Origin of the sequence: Phosphitispora sp. TUW77, assembly GCF_048453025.1 — a bacterium.
Classification (GTDB): domain Bacteria; phylum Bacillota; class Thermincolia; order Thermincolales; family UBA2595; genus Phosphitispora.
Genome location: NZ_CP156677.1, coordinates 2,294,187 through 2,312,973, shown reverse-complemented (window position 1 = coordinate 2,312,973; position 18,787 = coordinate 2,294,187). Strand labels below are relative to the sequence as shown.

Genomic DNA, 18,787 nt, shown 5'->3' with positions numbered 1-18,787 from the left:
CCAATGATACCGGGCTTGATGACCAGCAGATAATAGAATCCAAAGTCATTGAAAAGGGTTCATTGCAGGAGGCTCCTGCAGATGACAACACAATTCTGATACAAAGAACTGTAAGGTCCGGTCAAAGTATACGGTTTGACGGCAATGTTGTTGTGATGGGTGATGTTAATCCGGGTTCAGAAATAGTAGCTTCAGGAAATATTGTGGTCATGGGCGCTTTGCGTGGCGTGGTTCATGCCGGGGCATTGGGGAATAAAAGGGCAACTGTTGCGGCATTTAAGCTTCAGCCCACTCAGCTGCGGATTGCAAATCATATTACCAGAGCACCTGACGGTGATTATTTAACACCGGAGTATCCGGAAATAGCTAGGATTAAAGATGGTGTTGTGGTGATTGAAGCATATCAGATGGGGCAGGATAAGCAAACCAAAATAGGTTAAATATTAGGTAGAGGAGGACCAAACATGGGAGAAGTGATTGTAATAACCTCTGGAAAAGGAGGGGTTGGTAAAACCACCACTACGGCTAATATCGGAACAGGACTGGCCGCTACTGGTTATAAGGTTGTTCTGGTGGATACAGATATAGGTTTGCGGAACCTGGATGTTGTTTTAGGTCTTGAAAACAGGATAGTATATGATATTGTTGATGTGACACACGGGAACTGCAGGTTAAAACAGGCCCTGATTAAGGATAAGCGGTTTGAAAGCCTGCACCTTTTGCCCGCCGCTCAGACCAAGGATAAGACCGCGGTGACCCCTGATCAGCTTCGTGAACTCTGTTCCCAATTGAAAAAGGAATTCGATTATGTAATTATTGACTGTCCTGCCGGGATAGAACAGGGCTTTAAGAACGCCATTGCCGGTGCTGAGAGAGCTATTGTTGTAACTACCCCGGAAGTATCAGCTGTTCGTGATGCTGATAGGATTATTGGCTTGTTGGAAGCGGCTGAATTACACAATCCGAAACTTATTGTTAACCGCCTTAGACCTCTCATGGTAAAAAGAGGGGATATGATGAGCATTGATGATATAATTGACATCTTGGCCATTGACCTATTGGGAGTAGTTCCGGAAGATGAAATGATTGTAATTAGTACAAACAAAGGTGAACCTGCTGTTCTTGAAAACAATTCCCGTGCTGGACTAGCCTATCGAAATATGGCAAGAAGGATAGCTGGTGAGGATGTACCCTTAATGGATCTCGAAGGGGATACCGGATTTATGAACAAGCTCAAAAAGCTTATCGGATTTAAATAATCCGAATAGAGAGAGGGGGAACGGGAATTGCTAGATTTTATATTAAGGGTATTCGGAAAAGATAATAATGCAAGTAAAAATGTTGCTAAGGAAAGATTGCGCCTGGTGCTGGTTCATGATCGGGCAGATATGTCTTCTCAGCTTATTGAAGATTTGAAGGAAGACCTGATAAAGGTCATTTCCAATTATATGGAAATTGATGAGAGCGCTCTTGAGGTTAATCTGGACAGCTCCAATAATACAGTGGCACTGGTTGCTAATATTCCTGTCCTAAAGATGAAGAGAACATCTAAACGAAATGAAAAAATCGGTTGAAACTGGCTAGACAATAAAAAATTGGGCACAAGCCCAATTTTTTTAGCAGATAGGGGGCTGGATTTGAGTAAGGTTTATGTTATACAATGATAATTGATATAAAATAATAATAAGTTTTAATGAAAGAGGGGAATACTAATTGATTGACCGTAGAGCCGTAAGAAACTTCGATTTTACTCTCCTCGTTACAATTATCTTGATTGTTTTTTATGGATTGATTATTTTGAGCAGTGCGACCCATATTACCATGGCCAGGGGTGGGGATGCCAATATATATGTAAAGAAACAGGCTCTGTCTTTTATTATGGGATTAGTTGGAATCGCTATTCTTATTAAAATAGACTATACTCGCTTTACCAAGTATGCTAAGTTTATTTATATCTTGAATATTTTGCTTCTCTTATATGTAAAATTTTTTGGTGAGGAACATAAGGGTGCTCAGTCATGGGTTTCGATTGGGTCCTTTAACCTCCAACCTTCAGAGTTTGCCAAAATTGCTATGATTATTACTTTTGCGGTTTATTTGGCAGGTAAGGAAGGGAAATTGAACAAGTTTCGTGACCTGATTCCTACATTCTTGTTCTTTGGTCTTCCGATGGTATTGATTATTCTGCAGCCTGACCTGGGAACCGCGCTGGTTTTTATAGGTATTTACTTTGGAATGATGTTTATGGCCGGTGCCAAGCCTGCACATCTAATTATCCTGTTATTAATTGGCACTTTGCTGGTGGGTGGAGTTCTAACGGCTCAATTGGTTTATGGTTTTGAAAAACCCCTGAAGCAGTATCAGCTTGATCGTCTCACTATTTTTGTGGACCCCTACAAGGATCCCAAGGATACCGGTTATCACGTTATCCAGTCCATGGTATCTCTTGGTTCCGGAGGAATGTGGGGGAAAGGTCTTTACCAGGGGACACAGACCAGGCTTAACTTTCTTCCCGAACAAAAAAATGATTTTATCTTTTCGGTAGTTGGGGAGGAACTGGGTTTTGCCGGTGTTATGTTATTGATGGCACTGTTTTATATATTTATTGTCCGCGGTATCTGGATAGCTATGAAATCAAAAGATATGCTTGGTACCCTGCTGGCAATCGGCATTGTATCAATGATAGTTTTTCATCTATTGGTGAATATAGGCATGGCAGCAGGAATTATGCCTATAACAGGTATCCCTTTGCCTTTTTTCAGTTACGGGGGAAGCTCTATGCTTGCTAATATGCTTAGTGTCGGAATATTATTAAATGTTTATCTGAGACGGCAAGTACTCACTTTTTGATATGTTTAATGGAAAATGCAAAGTGGCTGCCCCATCTACTTAGGGGACAGTCACTTTTTAAATTGATTTGCTATTGATAAGACAACTGCTTGTCATACTTTGGCGGGGCTATAAATATATATAAGTGTAAGAATAAGCCAGCCGGAGGGGAAGTTAATGAAAATCAATATTGGCAGCAAACGCCCGGGGGAACGCTCAGAATCTGATTATATTAACCAGTACTATAAGCCTGCCTCAGGAAAGGTTTTTGGGAGACAGAAATTCAGGATTCCAAAATGGGTCTTGCAGCTTTTTGTCTCAGGGGCCGTTTGTTTATTAGTATTCGGATTATTCAGGAGTGAGATACCTTTTACCGGAGTGATTAAAAATGGCATCCGATACTTGCTTACGTATGAAACTGATATACAGCCCGTTTTTTATAGGGTGATTCAACTAGCTTCTCATGTAGGTAATTTGGAATGGCCGCTAATTGATGATATCTCAGCTCCTACCCGAGCAGTAACGCAAAATATGGATAAACAGTTACTGTTGCCGGTATCAGGGAACGTTATTCAAGAATATGGCTGGGTAAGTGAAGGTGAGGAAAATGCTCAGGTATTCCACGAGGGAATAGATATCGGGGTTCCTGCAGGGACAGAAGTGAAGGCCGCTGACGCTGGAACGGTCGAGAGGATATCAGAAAGTGCCGCCCTTGGAAAATTTATCTTGGTAAAAAGTAATTCAGGGGAACTCGTCCGGTATGCCAATCTCTCTGAAACCATGGTAAGTGCTGGGCAGGTTGTAAATGCCGGTGATATCATTGCTAAAACAGGAATCGAGGGTGAGGGTGAGCCCCATCTCCATTTTGAAGTGATTATCAATGGCCGGCCGGTTGACCCCCTGAGCATCCTGCAAACGGGCGGCAGTCTGAATTCATGATAATCGTAAATGTATGAGGCTCTTAACTGTTTTTGGAGTGGATTTTAAACTGAACATTTTTTTTATTCTTTTATTTATTGTTTATTGGTATTTTGGAGTTTTGGGGCAGGCTCTGATGATTTTCAGTATAGTATTCCTGCATGAGATGGGCCATGTAGTAGTAGCAGCCGGCTATGGAATCAGGACAAAAGAAATAGAACTTCTTCCGTTTGGGGGAGTTGCCAGGCTTGAGGGAAACATTGAATCAGAGCCTGTTATTGAAGCTTATGTAGCTGCAGCAGGACCGTTGACTAATGCTTTTTTAGTATTTCTAGGTTACATGCTATATAGGATGGGGATAGGAAACCGGCATTGGCTGGGATTTTTCATTCAGTGGAACATAATGCTGGGGGCTTTTAACCTGCTGCCCGCATTTCCGTTGGATGGAGGAAGGGTTTTGCGGGCATTTCTTTCATTGCGCTGTGGGGTAAAAAGGGCCACTGAAAATGCTGCAGCCTTATCTCAGGCATTGGGTGCAATTATGGCAGCAGCAGGAGCCTATATTTGGTTTAAAAGTGGTGGACAGGATGTTAGCTGCTTGATTATATCATTCTTTCTAATTTATTCGGCATCAAAAGCAAAGGGGTCGGTTATGTTCGTTTTCATGAAATTTCTATCGCGCAAAAAAGAGGAACTTTTTCGAGAAGGCATACTTCTGGTTCGTCAGGTGGCTGTACTGGAAACATCTCTTCTCAAAGATGTGGTAAAAAATTTCGTTCCCAGAAAATACCACTTAGTAGTTGTTATTGGAAAAGATCACCTGGTTAAGGGGATTTTTACCGAGGGTGAGATTATAGATGAAATGGTCCGGAATGGGCCGGAAACCTCTCTCAGATTAGTGGTTCAAAAGAAAAAATAAAGGAATTTGTTTTCAGTTGTAGAAATGATAAATACCTTCTGTTGGATATAATAAATAGAAAGTCAGACTTAATCGCAGTTAGCTATCAATAACTTGGAGGATACCGTCAGATGAAACAATTAATTGAAAACAGGATTTTGCCTAAGGTGCAGAAACCGGCACGGTATCAGGGGAATGAATGGAATTCTGTACACAAGGATTGGAACGATGCCCTTGTAAGGATGGTTTTTGCTTTTCCTGATGTCTATGAAGTTGGAATGTCCCATCTGGGGCTGCGAATATTATATCACATTGTCAATAATAGGGAAGATACTTTGATGGAGCGGGTTTTTGCGCCATGGGTGGATATGGAGGAGCAGTTAAGGCAGGATAATCTGCGGTTATTTTCTCTGGAGTCTGTCAGCCCTCTCGCAGACTTTGATGTAATTGCTTTTACCCTGCAGTATGAGATGAGTTATACTAATTTGCTGAATATGCTGGACATGGCGGGAATCCCCCTGAGGGCGGCAAAGAGGGATGACAGGTGGCCGCTTGTTTTGGCCGGAGGACCTACCGCTTATAATCCGGAACCTCTGGCACCGTTTGTTGATGCCTTCCTATTAGGGGAAGGTGAGGAGGCCATTCATGATATTATCGGGATAATCAAGAAATGGAAACAGAGTTGCCAGCAGCGCAAAAGGATAGACCTTCTTAAAGAGCTGGCTGGTATACCGGGAGTATATGTCCCTGAGTTTTATGAAGTTAGTTATCATAATGACGGGACCATCAAAGAGGTGGTCCCTCAAGTGTCTTTCGCTCCTCCTAGAGTAACCAAGAGAGTGGTTAGGGACTTGGATAAAGTGGATTTTCCCACCAGGCCGATTGTGCCTTTTATGGAGATAGTTCATGACCGGATTATGCTTGAGGTACTCAGGGGGTGCAGCAGAGGCTGTCGTTTCTGTCAGGCAGGAATGATTTACCGGCCCGTCAGGGAGAAAAGGCCGGAAACATTAGTGTCTCAGGCTGACCACCTGGTTAAAAATACGGGCTATGATGAGATATCCTTAACTTCCCTGAGTACAAGTGACTATAGTTGTGTTCAGGGTGTCTTGGCTTCCTTGATGCACAAGTATGGTTCTGAAAGGATAGGGGTGTCCCTGCCTTCGTTAAGGGCCGATACCTTTTCTGTCGACCTGGCAAAGGAAGTTCAGCGGGTTAGAAAGACCACTCTTACTTTTGCTCCTGAGGCAGGGACCCAGCGTATGCGTGATGTTATCAACAAAGGGGTAACGGAAGATAACCTTATGGAAGCAGTTACAGGGGCTTTTGAAGCGGGCTGGACTTCTGTGAAGCTGTATTTTATGATTGGCCTGCCTTCAGAAACCTATGAGGACCTTGATGGTATTGCTGATCTGGCCTTTAAGGTTGTAGAACGCGGCAGGGATATTCTGGGAAGCCGGGCCGGGAGACTTAGGGTTACTGTAAGCGCTTCATCATTTGTACCAAAACCACATACTCCGTTTCAATGGGTGGCTCAGGACAGCATGGAGGTTTTGCAGGAAAAACAGCACTATTTGGCCAGAAAGTTAAAGCATCGCAAAATTGTTTTCAATTGGCATGATGCCCGTCTCAGTACGCTTGAAGCGGTATTTTCCAGAGGGAGCCGCAGAGTTGCAGCAGTATTGGAGAGGGCATGGGAACTTGGTTGTAAGTTTGACAGCTGGAATGAGCACTTTAACTATGATACTTGGCAGCAGGCGTTCCGGGAGACGGATGTGGATCCAGGGTTTTATAACATTAGGGAATTTGGTCGGGATGAAGTTTTGCCATGGGACCATATTAATACTGGTGTAACCCGGGAATTTCTGCTTTCAGAGTACAAAAGGGCATTTAATGAGCAGATAACTGCTGATTGCAGACATGAAAAGTGTACTGTTTGTGGGGTATGCCAGAACCTTCCGGCATCACTTGACCTGAAGGGGGCGAGAAATAATGCCCCGGATTAGAATGGAATTTTCAAAGGGGGACCGGGTCAAGTTTCTGTCACACCTTGATATGGTTAAGGCATTTGAGAGGGCAATGCGCCGGGCAGAAATTCCCATTGCATTTTCAGAAGGATTTAATCCACACCCCAAAATGAATTTTGCTTCAGCACTGGCAGTAGGGATAACCAGTGACAGGGAGTATATTGATTTTGAACTCAGGGAGAGTATGCCTGAAAGTAAAGTTGTGTCTGCACTTTCTGCGGTTCTTCCGGCAGGAATTCGAATCTCCAGGGCAAAAATAGTGCCTGATAATGCTCCTGCACTGATGGCTATAGTAAACAGGGCGGAATACAGGGTTTTAGTTCCCGGAAATGCTCTTCTTGATACAGAGGCAATCACAGAGGGGATATCACGGTTTATGGATTCTTCTGAAGTGGTGATAATGAAACGGACTAAGAAAGGGACACAACCCCGGAATATTCTGCCGGGAATAAAGGGATTTACAGGAGAGCTTACCGGGGATACAATAGAATTTTCAATAATGACCGTTACCGGCAGTGAAGGTAATGTTCGCCCCGAAGAGGTAGTCCGGACTTTTGCGAACTACCTGGGAAATGGAATTGATGCCGACCTGTTGCAGATTAACAGGGTAGGCCTTTATACGGAAAGCAATGGTAATTTGCTAACCCCAATGGACATCATATAGACAGAGGGAGGTGACATTTATGCTTAGGGAGATACTGGTAAATATCCGGGAGGAAGAAACCAGGGTGGCGGTTATGGAAGATAAGGTTTTAGTTGAAATGTACATAGAGCGTTCTCTTAACCAAAGGTTGGTAGGCAATATTTATAAGGGGAGGGTTGAAAATGTCCTGCCTGGGATGCAGGCGGCTTTTGTCGATATCGGATTGGAGAAGAATGCCTTCCTGTATGTTGAAGATGCAATAGCATCAGGAACCTCCTGTTATGAAGCTGAGTCCGGGGTTAAGCTGAACATAGTTGATGTACTTAAAGAAGGACAAGAGATTTTGGTTCAAATTGCTAAGGAACCTATAGGCTCCAAAGGCGCCCGGGTAACTACACATATGACCCTTCCGGGAAGGTTTTTGGTTCTTATGCCTACTGTTGACTATGTCGGCATTTCGCGGCGGATTGAAAACGAAGAAGAAAGGGAACGCCTCCGCTCTGTTGTGGAAAGAGTTAAGCCCCCAGGGATGGGGCTGATTGTGAGGACAATTGCCGAGGGTTTGTCTGAAGAAAATTTTCACCAAGATATTGCTATGCTTACAAAGCTTTGGAAGAAAATTCAAAACCGGGCTTTTCACGGTTCTGTTCCAAACCTGATACATAAGGATTTGGACCTTATTCAGAGGATACTGAGAGATCTCTTTACTGAGGATATAGATTACCTGATTATAGATTCTCGTTATGAATATGAGAAAGCGTTGGAATTGATGGATTATTTTTCCCCGGATTTGAAAAACAGGGTCATCCTATACGAGCAAGAAGACCTTTTTGAAAAATACGGCATAGAAGAAGAGATTGAAAAAATTCTTAAACCAAGGGTATGGTTAAAAAGCGGTGGATATATTGTTATAGACCGGACCGAGGCTTTGACAGCTATTGATGTGAATACAGGAAAATATGTGGGCAGTATAGACCTGGCAGATACTGTTTTAAGGATTAACCTTGAAGCTTGTGCTGAGATTACCAGGCAGCTCAGGCTGAGGAATATAGGTGGTATAATCATTATAGATTTTATTGATATGCATAGCCAGGAACATCAAAACCAGATTCTTCAAAAACTTGAGGATGAGATTAGGAAGGATAAGACCAAGACTAATGTACTTGGGCTGACCAAGTTGGGACTTGTTGAAATGACCAGGAAAAAGGTCCGCCAAGGCCTGGAAAATGTTCTGCTGAAACAGTGCCCTTATTGTGAGGGTAAAGGGAAGGTGTTTTCTGAGGAAACCATCAGTATAAGGGCTAAGAATCAGATTCTTAAACTGGCCCAGCATACCAGTGCCGAAGCTATCCTGGTTGAGGTACACCCTTTGGTCGCATCTCTGCTTATCGGCGGGAGCGGAGTCAATCTCAGGGAGATGGAAGCAAAAACACGGAAACATATTATTGTTAGGGGCTGTGAACACTCTCACCAGGAAGAAATAAACATCCGTGCCCTGTACTCCCAGGCGGAAATTGAAGCTATCGGGGGCCCTTTGAGAGTGGGGCAAAGCCTTGAGGTTAAGGTTGAGGAACCCCACGTTTCAAATATGTATGACGGTATTGGCAGAGTAAATGGTTTTATTGTGGATGTTGAAGGGGGCAATTGCCTCATCGGGGAAACGGTACCAGTTGAGATAACCAAAGTTTACCGGACATACTGCAAGGCCAAGATAATTAATGTGGATAGGTAAAAAAAGGCTCAAAGTCATTAGGGTTGACAAAGACGGTACGGTACTATCCTGTCTTTGACAGTTGTGAGACGCAAAAAGCTTGGAACACCTTATAAATAGGGCGTTTCAAGCTTTTTTAATATTTGAAAAAGTGCGTACTTTTTTAAAGTTTAGTGTCTTTATAAATTTTTTTCATCAGTTTTGTACTGACAATTTGATAATCCGTTCTAAAACCGAATGCCTCATGTAGTGCATCTGTAAAATCCGTTCTGGTATAGGTAGGTATATAGCCTTCGGCAGGAATCGAGTAAAAGTTCATTTCTCTTAATTCGGTAATGATATTGTGGCTCGTAAATTGTTCTCCAAGTTTTTTTTCAAGATATCTAAAAAGGGTCAATGCGAGAAAACAGGTAGTGAAATGTGCTTGTATCCTGTCATCTCTACTTAAGTAAACAGGTCTGGCTTTGAACTCACTTTTCATCAATCTAAAGGATTCTTCAATCTCCCAACGTCTGTTATTGATCTTTGTGATGGTGGAAGCATCATCATCCAAGTTTGTGCATATTGTATAAAATCCATCAAACATTTCTTCATTAGCAATAGCTTGTTCATTTAAGCTGTAAATTACTTTGTCCGCTATTTCGCCATCATTTGTAATGTTGGTGGGAGATATGAAACGTTTAAAGTCATTTTGGCTTTTTTTCTTGATGTCTGATGGCTTGGTTTGAATTAGTTTGATGGCACGTTCCAGCTGTCTATTCCTTATCTGCCTCTGGTAATCCCGATATTTTAAAGAAAAGGTGACAATAAGTTTTTGCTCAAGTCCATCTTCCTTAATCCAACGTTCCTTAAAAAAGGTTTCGGCTTTGTATTTTTCATAGGTTAATTCATCCTGAGCGAGCATTCCAATGTCAAAGGTTTTGTTGATGCCCGAAAGACGCCATCCAGAAGGGTCAAGTGCCCACTCTCTTAGATGTTTTTTCAACTTTTTGGTAGACTGGGTTGTAATGAATGCCCGGTTTTTTTTATTGTTGAATTTACGATTTTCCGTTGATGAAAGTCCGGCATCTGTGCAGACAATAAACTTTGATAGTTCAAAGTCTTTGAGGATTTTTTCTTCCAAAGGTCTGAGGGTCGTTTGCTCATTGGTATTGCCGCTATGAATACTAAAAGCAAGAGGAATCCCATCTCCGTCCATAAATAAGCCCATCTCAACAATCGGGTTTGGTTTGTGATCTTTGGCAAAACCGTATTGTTTAAGACCGTCCTCCTGTTCGATTTCAAAAAAGTAATTTGTGCAGTCATAATAAAGAATACGGTCATTTCGCTTTGAAATAGACAAGCTGTTTTTGTAAAGCTCAGATTGTATAAAATCCATTTCTTTGGAAATTACCTCTAAGGCTCTATACACATGCTGCAATTCGAAGTTAGGTTGTTCCAATAAACGTTTTGATTCCTGATAGGTATTAAGTTTTGACGAGGGGAATAAGATTCTGCCGTAAATCAATCTTGAAAGAATAAAGTCCAGATTAAAGGTAAACTTATAGTTGTTAGAGATTTCTTTGCAAATCCTGTGTAGACCTAATTGATGATAAAGTTGTTGCAAGAAGAGATAACCGCCGTTAAAGGAACGTTGTTTATCTCTATCAATCAACTTGGATTGGTAATACTTAACAATAACATCTCGTTTGTGTTCCTTTTCCTTTTGGTTTAATTCAGCGATGTAGTTTTTTGCCCATTCATAAGGGTCTTGTCCATTTAATTTTTTTCTGAGTTCTGCCTCGGTTCCAAGCTTCTCAACAATTACGGAAGAATTTGACTGAGTTTTACTGTTATAGACAGATTTAATTACATAAAGTGAAGCTGAATTCTTAGATTTGGTTACCTTCAGTCTCATAATAGACATCGCCTCCCCTTATATTATAACACAGTGCGAGGAAGTGCGCTATATAAAAAAGAAAAAAGATAAAAAAATAAGCCTGTATCAAGGCTTTCGGAGATTTTTACTTTTGCAACTGTCAAAGACCCGAGCTATCGGGGGCCCTTTGAGAGTGGGGCAAAGCCTTGAGGTTAAGGTTGAGGAACCCCACGTTTCAAATATGTATGACGGTATTGGCAGAGTAAATGGTTTTATTGTGGATGTTGAAGGGGGCAATTGCCTCATCGGGGAAACGGTACCAGTTGAGATAACCAAAGTTTACCGGACATACTGCAAGGCCAAGATAATTAATGTGGATAGGTAAAAAAAGGCTCAAAGTCATTAGGGTTGACAAAGACGGTACGGTACTATAAAATATATTAACGTAGGCAGAGACTGGGGATTTTTATATACTTCAGTCTGCTGAAACCGCACAGCAAGGGCGGGTGGCTATTGCTGCCCAAAACGAGAAATTCGTGCCCGGTCTGGCGAGTATTGATGAGGGAGGTGTATTAATGTACGCCGTTATTGCTACAGGAGGCAAGCAGTATCGTGTGAAGGAAGGGGATGTCTTCTTTGTTGAGAAACTCTCAGCTGGAGAGGGCGAAACCGTAGAAATTACCGATGTGCTGGCAGTAGGTGAAGGAGAAGACCTGAAAGTAGGCACTCCTTTTGTTGATGGGGCTAAAGCCGTATTGAAGGTTTTAAGCCATGGCAAAGGCAAGAAAATTATTGTTTTTAAGTATAAGCCTAAGAAGAACTATCGTCGTAAAACAGGCCATCGTCAGCCATATACAAAGGTAACTGTGGAAAAAATACAGTCCTAGGGTTAAAGATATGATAATTGTTTCTATAGAACGTTCAAATGGAACAATAAGAGGTTATACTGTTAAGGGGCATGCCGGATACCTGCCTCCGGGTGAGGATATAGTGTGTGCTGCCGTTTCTATGTTGACTCAAACAACCTTATTGGGCCTGATGCGTTTTATCAAGGAAGGCCTGTCCTATCATATTGATAGTTTAGGCACATTAACCTGCAGGCTGCCGGAGGAATTGAGCAAAAAGGAGCAGTTGCAGGCCCAGGCTATTTTAGAGACGATGGTTATGGGATTAAAGAATTTGCAAGGAAACTATAAAGGATATATAAGAGTTTTTAATAGGAGGTGGACCTCGTGATTAATATTAATCTCCAATTGTTTGCTCATAAAAAAGGGGTAGGCAGTTCCCGTAACGGTCGTGATTCAAATCCCCAATATTTAGGTGTGAAACGTGGCGAAGGGACTGTTGTTACTGCTGGGAACATTATTGTCCGCCAGCGCGGAACTAAGATTCATCCCGGCAATAATGTCGGTATCGGAAGAGATGATACACTGTTTGCATTAATTGACGGTGTGGTCAAGTTTGAAAGAAAAGGTAAAGACAAGAAACAGGTCAGTGTGTACAGCAGGGTAGAAGCTGTTGTATCATAACATTGTTGCAGTAATGTCGCTTAAGGCGCCTCAAATGAGGCGTCTTTTACTTTGTGTGCATTTTTCGGGATAAGGACCATATTCAGTGAGATAATAAGTGTAGTAACTTGAGGTGATTAAAATGTTCGGGAAATGGAAAAAAAAATTAAAAAAGGTTTTTGTCACTCCTCGTAATGAGTCACAGGCAATTGGACATGGTGAGTTTAAGAAGCCCGTTTCTGCTAACCTTGACAAAAACATGTCACACCTTAAAGACCTATTTGACAGGTGTACAGATGTTATTTTCCGTGAGTTTGATGCAGCCATTAGTGGTGGGGTTAAAACTGCCATGGTCTACATTGACGGGCTTGTTAATAAAGAGATGCTTACAGAGGACCTTGTCAAAGCTCTTATGTATGATGCAAATCTTCTTGATCGTTCCACTTCTTTCAAGGACTCTGCCGATTATTTGAGCCGCAGAATAATTGCCTTTACCGAAGTTAAGGTACAGGATAACTTAATGGATGCCGTAAATTCAATATTGAGCGGTGAAACCCTCTTGTTAGTGGACGGGGTTAATAAGGCTTTTGCTCTTTCAACCCAGGATTGGGTGCAGAGAGCGGTTTCCGAGCCGGCAACGGAAAACGTTGTTCGCGGTCCCAGGGAGGGCTTTACTGAAAGCCTGCAGACTAATTATACCTTGATAAGGAGGCGCATCAAGTCATCCCGACTGAAATTTGAGACCATGAAAATTGGGGCTATTACGAAAACAGCGGTTAGTATTGGGTATATTGAGGGTATAGTTAACAGCAAGATAGTTGAGGAAGTAAGAATCCGGCTGCGGAGGATTGATATAGATGGGATACTTGACAGCGGATATATTGAGGAATACATAGAGGATGCCCCGTTGAGTGTGTTCCCCACTTTACACGCAACAGAACGACCTGATAAGGTTGCTGGGGGGCTATTGGAGGGACAGGTTGTTATCCTGGTTGATACTACCCCTTTTGCGCTGCTGGCTCCGATTACTTTTCCACAAATGCTTCAGGCCAGTGAGGATTATTATCTGAGATGGCCTTTTGCCAGTTTTATTCGGTTTATCAGGTTTTTCACTTTGAGTATAGCGCTGTTGGCGCCGCCATTATATATCGCAGTGACCACCTATCATCAGGAGATGCTCCCATTAACGCTCTTGGTTTCTATTGCAGCCGCTAGGGAGGGGGTGCCGTTTCCCGCCTTTGTGGAGGCACTGCTTATGGAGGCAACTTTTGAGGTGCTCCGGGAAGCAGGGGTACGCCTGCCAAAAGCTGTCGGTCAGGCGATAAGCATTGTGGGTGCTTTAGTGATCGGGGATGCGGCGGTTTCGGCAGGGCTGGTTTCACCTGCCATGGTTATCATCGTATCCATTACAGCAATAGCATCTTTCAGCCTGCCGTCTTATTTCGGGGCATTTTCCCTGCGCATCCTCAGGTTTCCCCTGATGATTATGGCTGCTACCTTAGGGTTTTTTGGCGTTGTGGCGGGGCTGATGGCCTTGATAATTCATTTGTGTTCTCTTAGATCTTTTGGAGTTCCTTATCTATCACCACTGGCACCAACGTCTTGGAGGGATTGGAAGGACATGTTCATTCGTTTGCCTTGGTGGACTATGTTCACCAGGCCAAGAATGACCGGTGTCAAGGAACCGGCACGCCAGGATTATATGCAGAAACCCAGACCGCCCCGGCGGCGTCCCGGTGAAAGGAGAGGCAAATGAAAATAAATGAGAAAGTTTCAAGCACCCAGATGATGTTTCTTATGGTTACCTCTATAGCGGTTACGGGTTTTCTGTATGCGGTCAGCATAACTTCCGCAATTGCATTACAGGATGCCTGGATGTCGGCGGGTTTGGGGGCGACCCTTATAGGGCTTTTGATAGCCTTTGTTTGTGCGGGCCTGGGTTTATACTATCCCGATAATTCTATAGTGGAATATGCCCCGGAATTAATAGGCAAGATTGGCGGCAAGGTAATTGGACTTCTGTATATACTGTCTTTTATGCATATGAGTGCAATTATAGTCAGGGAATTCGGTGATTTTCTGGTAACCTTGTTTCTGCCGGAAACCCCGCTGGTGGTATTCAATCTAATAATTGTCCTGCTGGCTGCTTACGCTATATATAACGGTATGGAAGTCCTCTGCAGGATAAACCAGTTAATATTCCCATTTTTTATTGGGGCTTTCATATTTGTTGCTTTATTTTTCTATCCTGAAGTAAGATTTTATAACTTTCTGCCGGTATTGGAAAACGGGATTAAGCCAGTACTCTTTGCTTCATTAATACCTGGCATGTGGAGAGGAGAAATGGCAGTAATCCTAATGTTTTTACCTTTTATGAACCAACCCCGGGAAACACTGAAAACTTTGATAATCGCGGATATTTTGATTGGGCTTTTGTTGACCTTGTCAGCGGCTGTAAATATAGCTGTATTAGGACCACTACTAGCGAAAAACATGGTTCGTTTCCTGGAGCAATTGCAGCCTTTGGTGTTTTTTATGTGGATAGTCGGAATGACGATTAAGTTGGCAGTATTTTACTTAGCTTCTGTGCTGGGGGCTGCTCAATGGTTAAATATTAAAGATTACCGGTCCGTTATTTTTCCTCTTGGTATATTTATTCTGGTCTATTCCTTTGCCCTATTCGAAAACTCCGCGGAAATGGTCGCCTTTTTAGCCAAACCTGCTATACCATATATGTATATTTTTGAATTAATTATTCCAATGGCACTGCTGGCTATAGCATTTATTCGAAAAAAAAGGGGACATAAATAAGGAGAGGCAAATGAAAATAAATGAGAAAGTATCAAGCACCCAGATGATATTTCTCTTGGTTACTATTATTTCAGCTACAGGTTTCCTGTTTGCTGCTAACATAACTGCTGCGTTTGCATTTCAGGATACCTGGATATCGGTGGCTTTTGGGGCTACCCTTATTGCGCTGTTAGTAGCTTTTATCTGTATGCGCCTGAGTGTATATTATCCGGATAAATCTGTGGTGGAATATGCTCCTGAATTAATAGGCAAAATTGGCGGTAAGTTTATTGGACTCTTATATATACTGTTTTTTACGCATTTCTCTGCAATTATAGTCAGGGAATTTGGGGAGTTTCTGGTAAGTGCATTCCTCCCGGAGACACCGCTGCTGGTTTTTAACCTAATAATTGTCCTGCTGGCTGCTTACGCTGTATATAACGGTATGGAAGTCCTCTGCAGGATAAACCAGTTAATATTCCCTTTTTTTATTGGGGCTTTCTTATTTGTAGCTATATACTTTTATTCTGAAGTAAGATTTTATAATTTTCTGCCTGTACTGGAAAAAGGGATTAAACCTGTACTCATAGGTTCACTGATACCTGGTATATCGAGGGGGGAGATTGTGGTTATTCTAATGTATGTGCCTTTTATGAACCAACCTCGGGAGACGGGGCGAGTTTTAATAATTAGTATTTTTGTGATTGCATTTTTATTAACCTTGTCGGCGATTATAAATATAGGTGTACTTGGACCAATACTTACTAAAAGCTTGATCCGTTACCTGGAGCAGTTGGAGCCTTTGGTCTTTTTTATCTGGATAACCGGAAACACAATTAGATTAGCGGTGTTTTACCTGGCTGCAGTGCTGGGGACCGCTCAGTGGCTGAATATTAAAGATTACCGGCCCATGGTTTATCCTATTGGTATATTTATTTTGGTTTATTCCTATGTTATATTTGAAAACACCTCAGAAATGGTTGTTTTTTTGGCAGCACCTGTTGTGCCATATATGTATATTATTGAGTTAATTATCCCAATGACGCTGCTGGTTGCAGCGTTTATTCGGAAAAAATGGGGGTAAAAAATATTGAAGAAAAAGGTAATTGCCTTGATTCTCGTTTTTAATATGTTTTTCTATTCCGGCTGTTGGAGCAGAAGTGAAATTGAGGACCTGGCCTTAGTGACAGCTATCGGGATTGACGAAATGATTCTCAATGGGGAGGAAATGCCTAAGATGAGCCTCTTGATTATAAGACCCTCCCAATTAGGGGTCCAGAGCGCAAGTGTATCTAAGGACGTTAATCCGGAATGGCTGGTTAGCGATGTGGGCAGCACTTTATATGACGCCATGCGCAAAATATATGACAGAAGTCCTAGGAATTTGAAGTTTTATCATAACCAAATGATAATTATCGGTGAAAAAAGCGCCCGCAGCGGGCTTGATGATGTATTTGATTTTTTCCAGCGCCAGAAAGATATCAGGCCTCAAACATGGATTTTCATCTGTCGTGGGGAAGCCGCTGAAGTAATGAAATCATTGCCGGAATTTGAAAGTACACTTTCAAAAGAAGTATCTGAAATGATAACCAATTCCATAACAAATACTTCAGATACCTTTCCTGTTGACCTTTTGCGGTTAAGTAAAAGGATACTGGTTCCGGGCTGGGATTCGGTGCTGCCGGTTATAAGGATAATAAGTCCGCGTGAAGTAAAAGGAAGTAAACGTGAGGAAAAAGAGGCTGATAAAACAGTTATGCTGGAAGGTGTGGGTGTTTTTCAGAAAGGCAGACTGGTAGGGTTTATGGGAGTGGAGGAAACAACCGGATTTCTTTACCTTGCTGATAGGATACAAAGGTCAATTATTACATTTAAACATAAAGCTGAAAGTGGAAGGGAATTCAATATTTCAGCAATTATATCAAATTCATCCAGTAAAACTACACCTGTTTTTAAGGATGGCCGGTTGATGATAGAAGTAGAGATTAAGGCCAATGCTGATATAGTAGAGGTTCAAAGCAAGGTTGATATAGGGGATAGTCAGCAGGATTTGCCTTTGAGCAAACCGGAAACTATCAAACACTTGAACAGTGACCTCAACCAAAAAATAAAATTAATGGCCCAAAAATCACTTGATATAGCCCAAAAAAAATATAAGGCAGATATTTACGCATTTGGCAGAATAGTACATCAAAAATATCCTGATTATTGGAAAAAGGTGGAGCGGGACTGGTATGAGATATACCCTGAGATGCCCATAAATATAAAAGTAGATGCCAGGATAAGGTCAACTTCTGGTATTGCAGATCCGTTTGAGCTTAAATAAGTAGGCTCTCGGAAATGAGCAGAGATGAAATATGATGAGGCATTGTACCAATTTTCCACACTGCCACTGGAGCAATCTAACCTTGTTCCTGGCGAAGCCATAGACTAAACCGCCAATTCGGCTCCTGCCTCAATGGCGGCTTCGCCATCCATGGCTCCGGTCTCTGGCTTCGCTTAGCGGAACTTCGGTAAGATTTCTTACAGCGGCAGTGCAAGGAAAATCTTGCACAACACCTCACCATATATCACGGTCATTTCCGGAGCCTACTGTGGAGGAAAAAACAAAAAGTCCAAGGCACAAAGCCTTAATTATTGAGGAAATTCTATTTACGAGAGACTTAAAATAATCCGGAGGAGGAATTTAGGTTGACAATCTTTATATTGATTATTGTTTTCCTGGGGATAATTGCTCTGGAAGTGCCAACATTGGTGAAAAACAGTCAATGGCGGGAACTGGCAGCTTTTGGTATATTGATGCTGGGTGCAATGGCAGTGACATTTGCTTATGTTTTGGGGCTGCCTGTTCCAAATCCTACTAAGGGTATTGAAGCGATGGTCAATTTTACTGCCGGTATGTTAAAAAAGATTCTAAGCTGAGTCGGGAAACTGCAGTGGTGTATTTTTGGCCCGAAGCAGGAAAAATTAAACATTGGCGAGAATATTGAAAAGGCTTGGCTGATGCCAAGCCTTAAAAGAGTTAACTAATAAATACGGGGGTTATCCAAAGTGAAAGATATGATTGAAGTTTTGAGGGTCCAGAGGCATGATTTTATGAATCACCTTCAGGTCATTTTGGGTTTACTGCAGTTACAGAAGTATGACCGGGCAGGTGACTATATAAAAGAGGTAGCTGCAGATATGGATCAGGCGGGGGTCTTAACGCGTCTCGGGATACCAAATATAGTGTCGGTAGTGCTCTTGGCTCAAGTATCAGCCGAAAAGCAGGGTATTCATATTAATAATAATATTGGCACAATGCTCGAAAATGGTTTACAGAACGAAATGACAGTTGCTGAGATAATCAGGGAAATGCTTGACCTGGCAGTCCGCCTCAGTCAGACAGGGCCAAGTTTTGCTGGCAGCATTGATTTTGAAATAATCGAAACAATCGGGGACTATGTTTTTCAGGTTAGTTTCTGTTCCGTGCAGGATGTTGCTGCCGATGTTCTCTTAATGAATGAAAAGTCAGCTGGAGTGCAGGGTAATATAATGACAGGTAATTCGGCAAATGGGATAACAGTAATAACTCTTACGGTACCAAAAAATTAATTGATAATTAG

The 18,787-nt window shown here is 42.2% G+C and carries 20 protein-coding genes; 19 read left to right on the top strand and 1 reads right to left on the bottom strand.

Annotation, left to right across the window (positions count from 1 at the left end):
• Positions 1-29: 29 nt before the first annotated feature.
• The 9 genes from minC to ABFY19_RS11205 all read left to right on the top strand — a co-directional run bounded on the left by minC (position 30) and on the right by ABFY19_RS11205 (position 9,047).
• Positions 30-440 carry a septum site-determining protein MinC gene (gene minC / locus ABFY19_RS11245; protein ID WP_418792595.1) on the top strand — a complete coding sequence of 137 codons (411 nt, stop codon included), beginning with the start codon at positions 30-32 and terminating at the stop codon, positions 438-440.
• Between the two features lie 24 nt (positions 441-464).
• A complete protein-coding gene (minD, locus tag ABFY19_RS11240; protein WP_418790743.1) occupies positions 465-1,259 on the top strand; it encodes a septum site-determining protein MinD in 795 nt (264 codons plus the stop codon).
• Between the two features lie 27 nt (positions 1,260-1,286).
• Positions 1,287-1,574 carry a cell division topological specificity factor MinE gene (gene minE / locus ABFY19_RS11235; RefSeq protein WP_418790742.1) on the top strand — a complete coding sequence of 96 codons (288 nt, stop codon included), beginning with the start codon at positions 1,287-1,289 and terminating at the stop codon, positions 1,572-1,574.
• A 139-nt stretch (positions 1,575-1,713) separates the two neighbouring features.
• The gene (gene rodA, locus ABFY19_RS11230) at positions 1,714-2,850 is read left to right on the top strand and encodes a rod shape-determining protein RodA (RefSeq protein ID WP_418790741.1); all 1,137 of its coding nucleotides are present in this window, start codon (positions 1,714-1,716) and stop codon (positions 2,848-2,850) included.
• A 156-nt stretch (positions 2,851-3,006) separates the two neighbouring features.
• Positions 3,007-3,768 carry a M23 family metallopeptidase gene (locus ABFY19_RS11225; protein ID WP_418790740.1) on the top strand — a complete coding sequence of 254 codons (762 nt, stop codon included), beginning with the start codon at positions 3,007-3,009 and terminating at the stop codon, positions 3,766-3,768.
• A 13-nt stretch (positions 3,769-3,781) separates the two neighbouring features.
• Positions 3,782-4,666 carry a M50 family metallopeptidase gene (locus ABFY19_RS11220; RefSeq protein ID WP_418790739.1) on the top strand — a complete coding sequence of 295 codons (885 nt, stop codon included), beginning with the start codon at positions 3,782-3,784 and terminating at the stop codon, positions 4,664-4,666.
• Positions 4,667-4,776: 110 nt separating this feature from the next.
• On the top strand, positions 4,777-6,651 hold the full coding sequence (locus tag ABFY19_RS11215; protein ID WP_418790738.1) for a TIGR03960 family B12-binding radical SAM protein: 1,875 nt from the start codon (positions 4,777-4,779) through the stop codon (positions 6,649-6,651).
• Complete coding sequence (locus ABFY19_RS11210; protein WP_418790737.1) at positions 6,638-7,336, top strand: TIGR03936 family radical SAM-associated protein; 699 nt, start codon at positions 6,638-6,640, stop codon at positions 7,334-7,336. Before ABFY19_RS11215 ends, ABFY19_RS11210 begins: the two co-directional genes overlap by 14 nt.
• 19 nt (positions 7,337-7,355) lie before the next feature.
• Positions 7,356-9,047 (top strand): Rne/Rng family ribonuclease, encoded by a 1,692-nt coding sequence (locus ABFY19_RS11205; protein WP_418790736.1) that lies wholly within the window; start codon positions 7,356-7,358, stop codon positions 9,045-9,047.
• A 142-nt stretch (positions 9,048-9,189) separates the two neighbouring features.
• Here the strand turns inward: ABFY19_RS11205 and ABFY19_RS11200 are convergent, their stop codons facing one another.
• Positions 9,190-10,923 (bottom strand): IS1634 family transposase, encoded by a 1,734-nt coding sequence (locus ABFY19_RS11200; protein WP_418790735.1) that lies wholly within the window; start codon positions 10,921-10,923, stop codon positions 9,190-9,192.
• Positions 10,924-11,077: 154 nt separating this feature from the next.
• On the opposite strand from ABFY19_RS11200, the gene ABFY19_RS11195 reads away from it, so the two are divergent.
• The 10 genes from ABFY19_RS11195 (at position 11,078) to ABFY19_RS11150 (ending at position 18,776) form a co-directional block, all read left to right on the top strand.
• Positions 11,078-11,269, top strand: a complete 192-nt coding sequence (locus ABFY19_RS11195) for a TRAM domain-containing protein (protein ID WP_418790734.1) — start codon at positions 11,078-11,080, stop codon at positions 11,267-11,269.
• 190 nt (positions 11,270-11,459) lie between these two features.
• Entirely contained in the window at positions 11,460-11,771 is a 312-nt protein-coding gene (gene rplU, locus ABFY19_RS11190) for a 50S ribosomal protein L21 (protein WP_418790733.1), read from the top strand.
• A 10-nt stretch (positions 11,772-11,781) separates the two neighbouring features.
• Entirely contained in the window at positions 11,782-12,120 is a 339-nt protein-coding gene (locus tag ABFY19_RS11185; RefSeq protein ID WP_418790732.1) for a ribosomal-processing cysteine protease Prp, read from the top strand.
• Positions 12,117-12,413 carry a 50S ribosomal protein L27 gene (rpmA, locus tag ABFY19_RS11180; RefSeq protein WP_418790731.1) on the top strand — a complete coding sequence of 99 codons (297 nt, stop codon included), beginning with the start codon at positions 12,117-12,119 and terminating at the stop codon, positions 12,411-12,413. Before ABFY19_RS11185 ends, rpmA begins: the two co-directional genes overlap by 4 nt.
• Before the next feature lie 121 nt (positions 12,414-12,534).
• Entirely contained in the window at positions 12,535-14,148 is a 1,614-nt protein-coding gene (locus ABFY19_RS11175; RefSeq protein WP_418790730.1) for a spore germination protein, read from the top strand.
• Positions 14,145-15,203, top strand: coding sequence for a GerAB/ArcD/ProY family transporter (locus tag ABFY19_RS11170; RefSeq protein WP_418790729.1), 1,059 nt, complete (start codon positions 14,145-14,147; stop codon positions 15,201-15,203). The genes ABFY19_RS11175 and ABFY19_RS11170 overlap by 4 nt, the downstream gene beginning before the upstream one ends.
• Positions 15,204-15,213: 10 nt before the next feature.
• Positions 15,214-16,266: a GerAB/ArcD/ProY family transporter gene (locus ABFY19_RS11165; RefSeq protein ID WP_418790728.1), complete on the top strand. Its 1,053-nt coding sequence runs from the start codon at positions 15,214-15,216 to the stop codon at positions 16,264-16,266.
• A gap of 6 nt (positions 16,267-16,272) precedes the next feature.
• Positions 16,273-17,508 carry a Ger(x)C family spore germination protein gene (locus ABFY19_RS11160; protein ID WP_418790727.1) on the top strand — a complete coding sequence of 412 codons (1,236 nt, stop codon included), beginning with the start codon at positions 16,273-16,275 and terminating at the stop codon, positions 17,506-17,508.
• A gap of 365 nt (positions 17,509-17,873) precedes the next feature.
• Complete coding sequence (locus ABFY19_RS11155) at positions 17,874-18,104, top strand: hypothetical protein (RefSeq protein WP_418790725.1); 231 nt, start codon at positions 17,874-17,876, stop codon at positions 18,102-18,104.
• Between the two features lie 138 nt (positions 18,105-18,242).
• Positions 18,243-18,776, top strand: a complete 534-nt coding sequence (locus tag ABFY19_RS11150; protein WP_418792594.1) for a Spo0B domain-containing protein — start codon at positions 18,243-18,245, stop codon at positions 18,774-18,776.
• Positions 18,777-18,787: the final 11 nt, after the last annotated feature.

Bases quoted from the DNA above. Each gene is read 5' to 3' on its own strand.
- minD (WP_418790743.1), top strand. From the start codon at position 465: ATGGGAGAAGTGATTGTAATAACCTCTGGAAAAGGAGGGGTTGGTAAA.
- ABFY19_RS11225 (WP_418790740.1), top strand. From the start codon at position 3,007: ATGAAAATCAATATTGGCAGCAAACGCCCGGGGGAACGCTCAGAATCT.
- ABFY19_RS11220 (WP_418790739.1), top strand. From the start codon at position 3,782: ATGAGGCTCTTAACTGTTTTTGGAGTGGATTTTAAACTGAACATTTTT.
- ABFY19_RS11215 (WP_418790738.1), top strand. From the start codon at position 4,777: ATGAAACAATTAATTGAAAACAGGATTTTGCCTAAGGTGCAGAAACCG.
- ABFY19_RS11210 (WP_418790737.1), top strand. From the start codon at position 6,638: ATGCCCCGGATTAGAATGGAATTTTCAAAGGGGGACCGGGTCAAGTTT.
- ABFY19_RS11205 (WP_418790736.1), top strand. From the start codon at position 7,356: ATGCTTAGGGAGATACTGGTAAATATCCGGGAGGAAGAAACCAGGGTG.
- ABFY19_RS11200 (WP_418790735.1), bottom strand. From the start codon at position 10,923: ATGAGACTGAAGGTAACCAAATCTAAGAATTCAGCTTCACTTTATGTA.
- rplU (WP_418790733.1), top strand. From the start codon at position 11,460: ATGTACGCCGTTATTGCTACAGGAGGCAAGCAGTATCGTGTGAAGGAA.
- ABFY19_RS11185 (WP_418790732.1), top strand. From the start codon at position 11,782: ATGATAATTGTTTCTATAGAACGTTCAAATGGAACAATAAGAGGTTAT.
- ABFY19_RS11175 (WP_418790730.1), top strand. From the start codon at position 12,535: ATGTTCGGGAAATGGAAAAAAAAATTAAAAAAGGTTTTTGTCACTCCT.
- ABFY19_RS11170 (WP_418790729.1), top strand. From the start codon at position 14,145: ATGAAAATAAATGAGAAAGTTTCAAGCACCCAGATGATGTTTCTTATG.
- ABFY19_RS11165 (WP_418790728.1), top strand. From the start codon at position 15,214: ATGAAAATAAATGAGAAAGTATCAAGCACCCAGATGATATTTCTCTTG.
- ABFY19_RS11150 (WP_418792594.1), top strand. From the start codon at position 18,243: ATGATTGAAGTTTTGAGGGTCCAGAGGCATGATTTTATGAATCACCTT.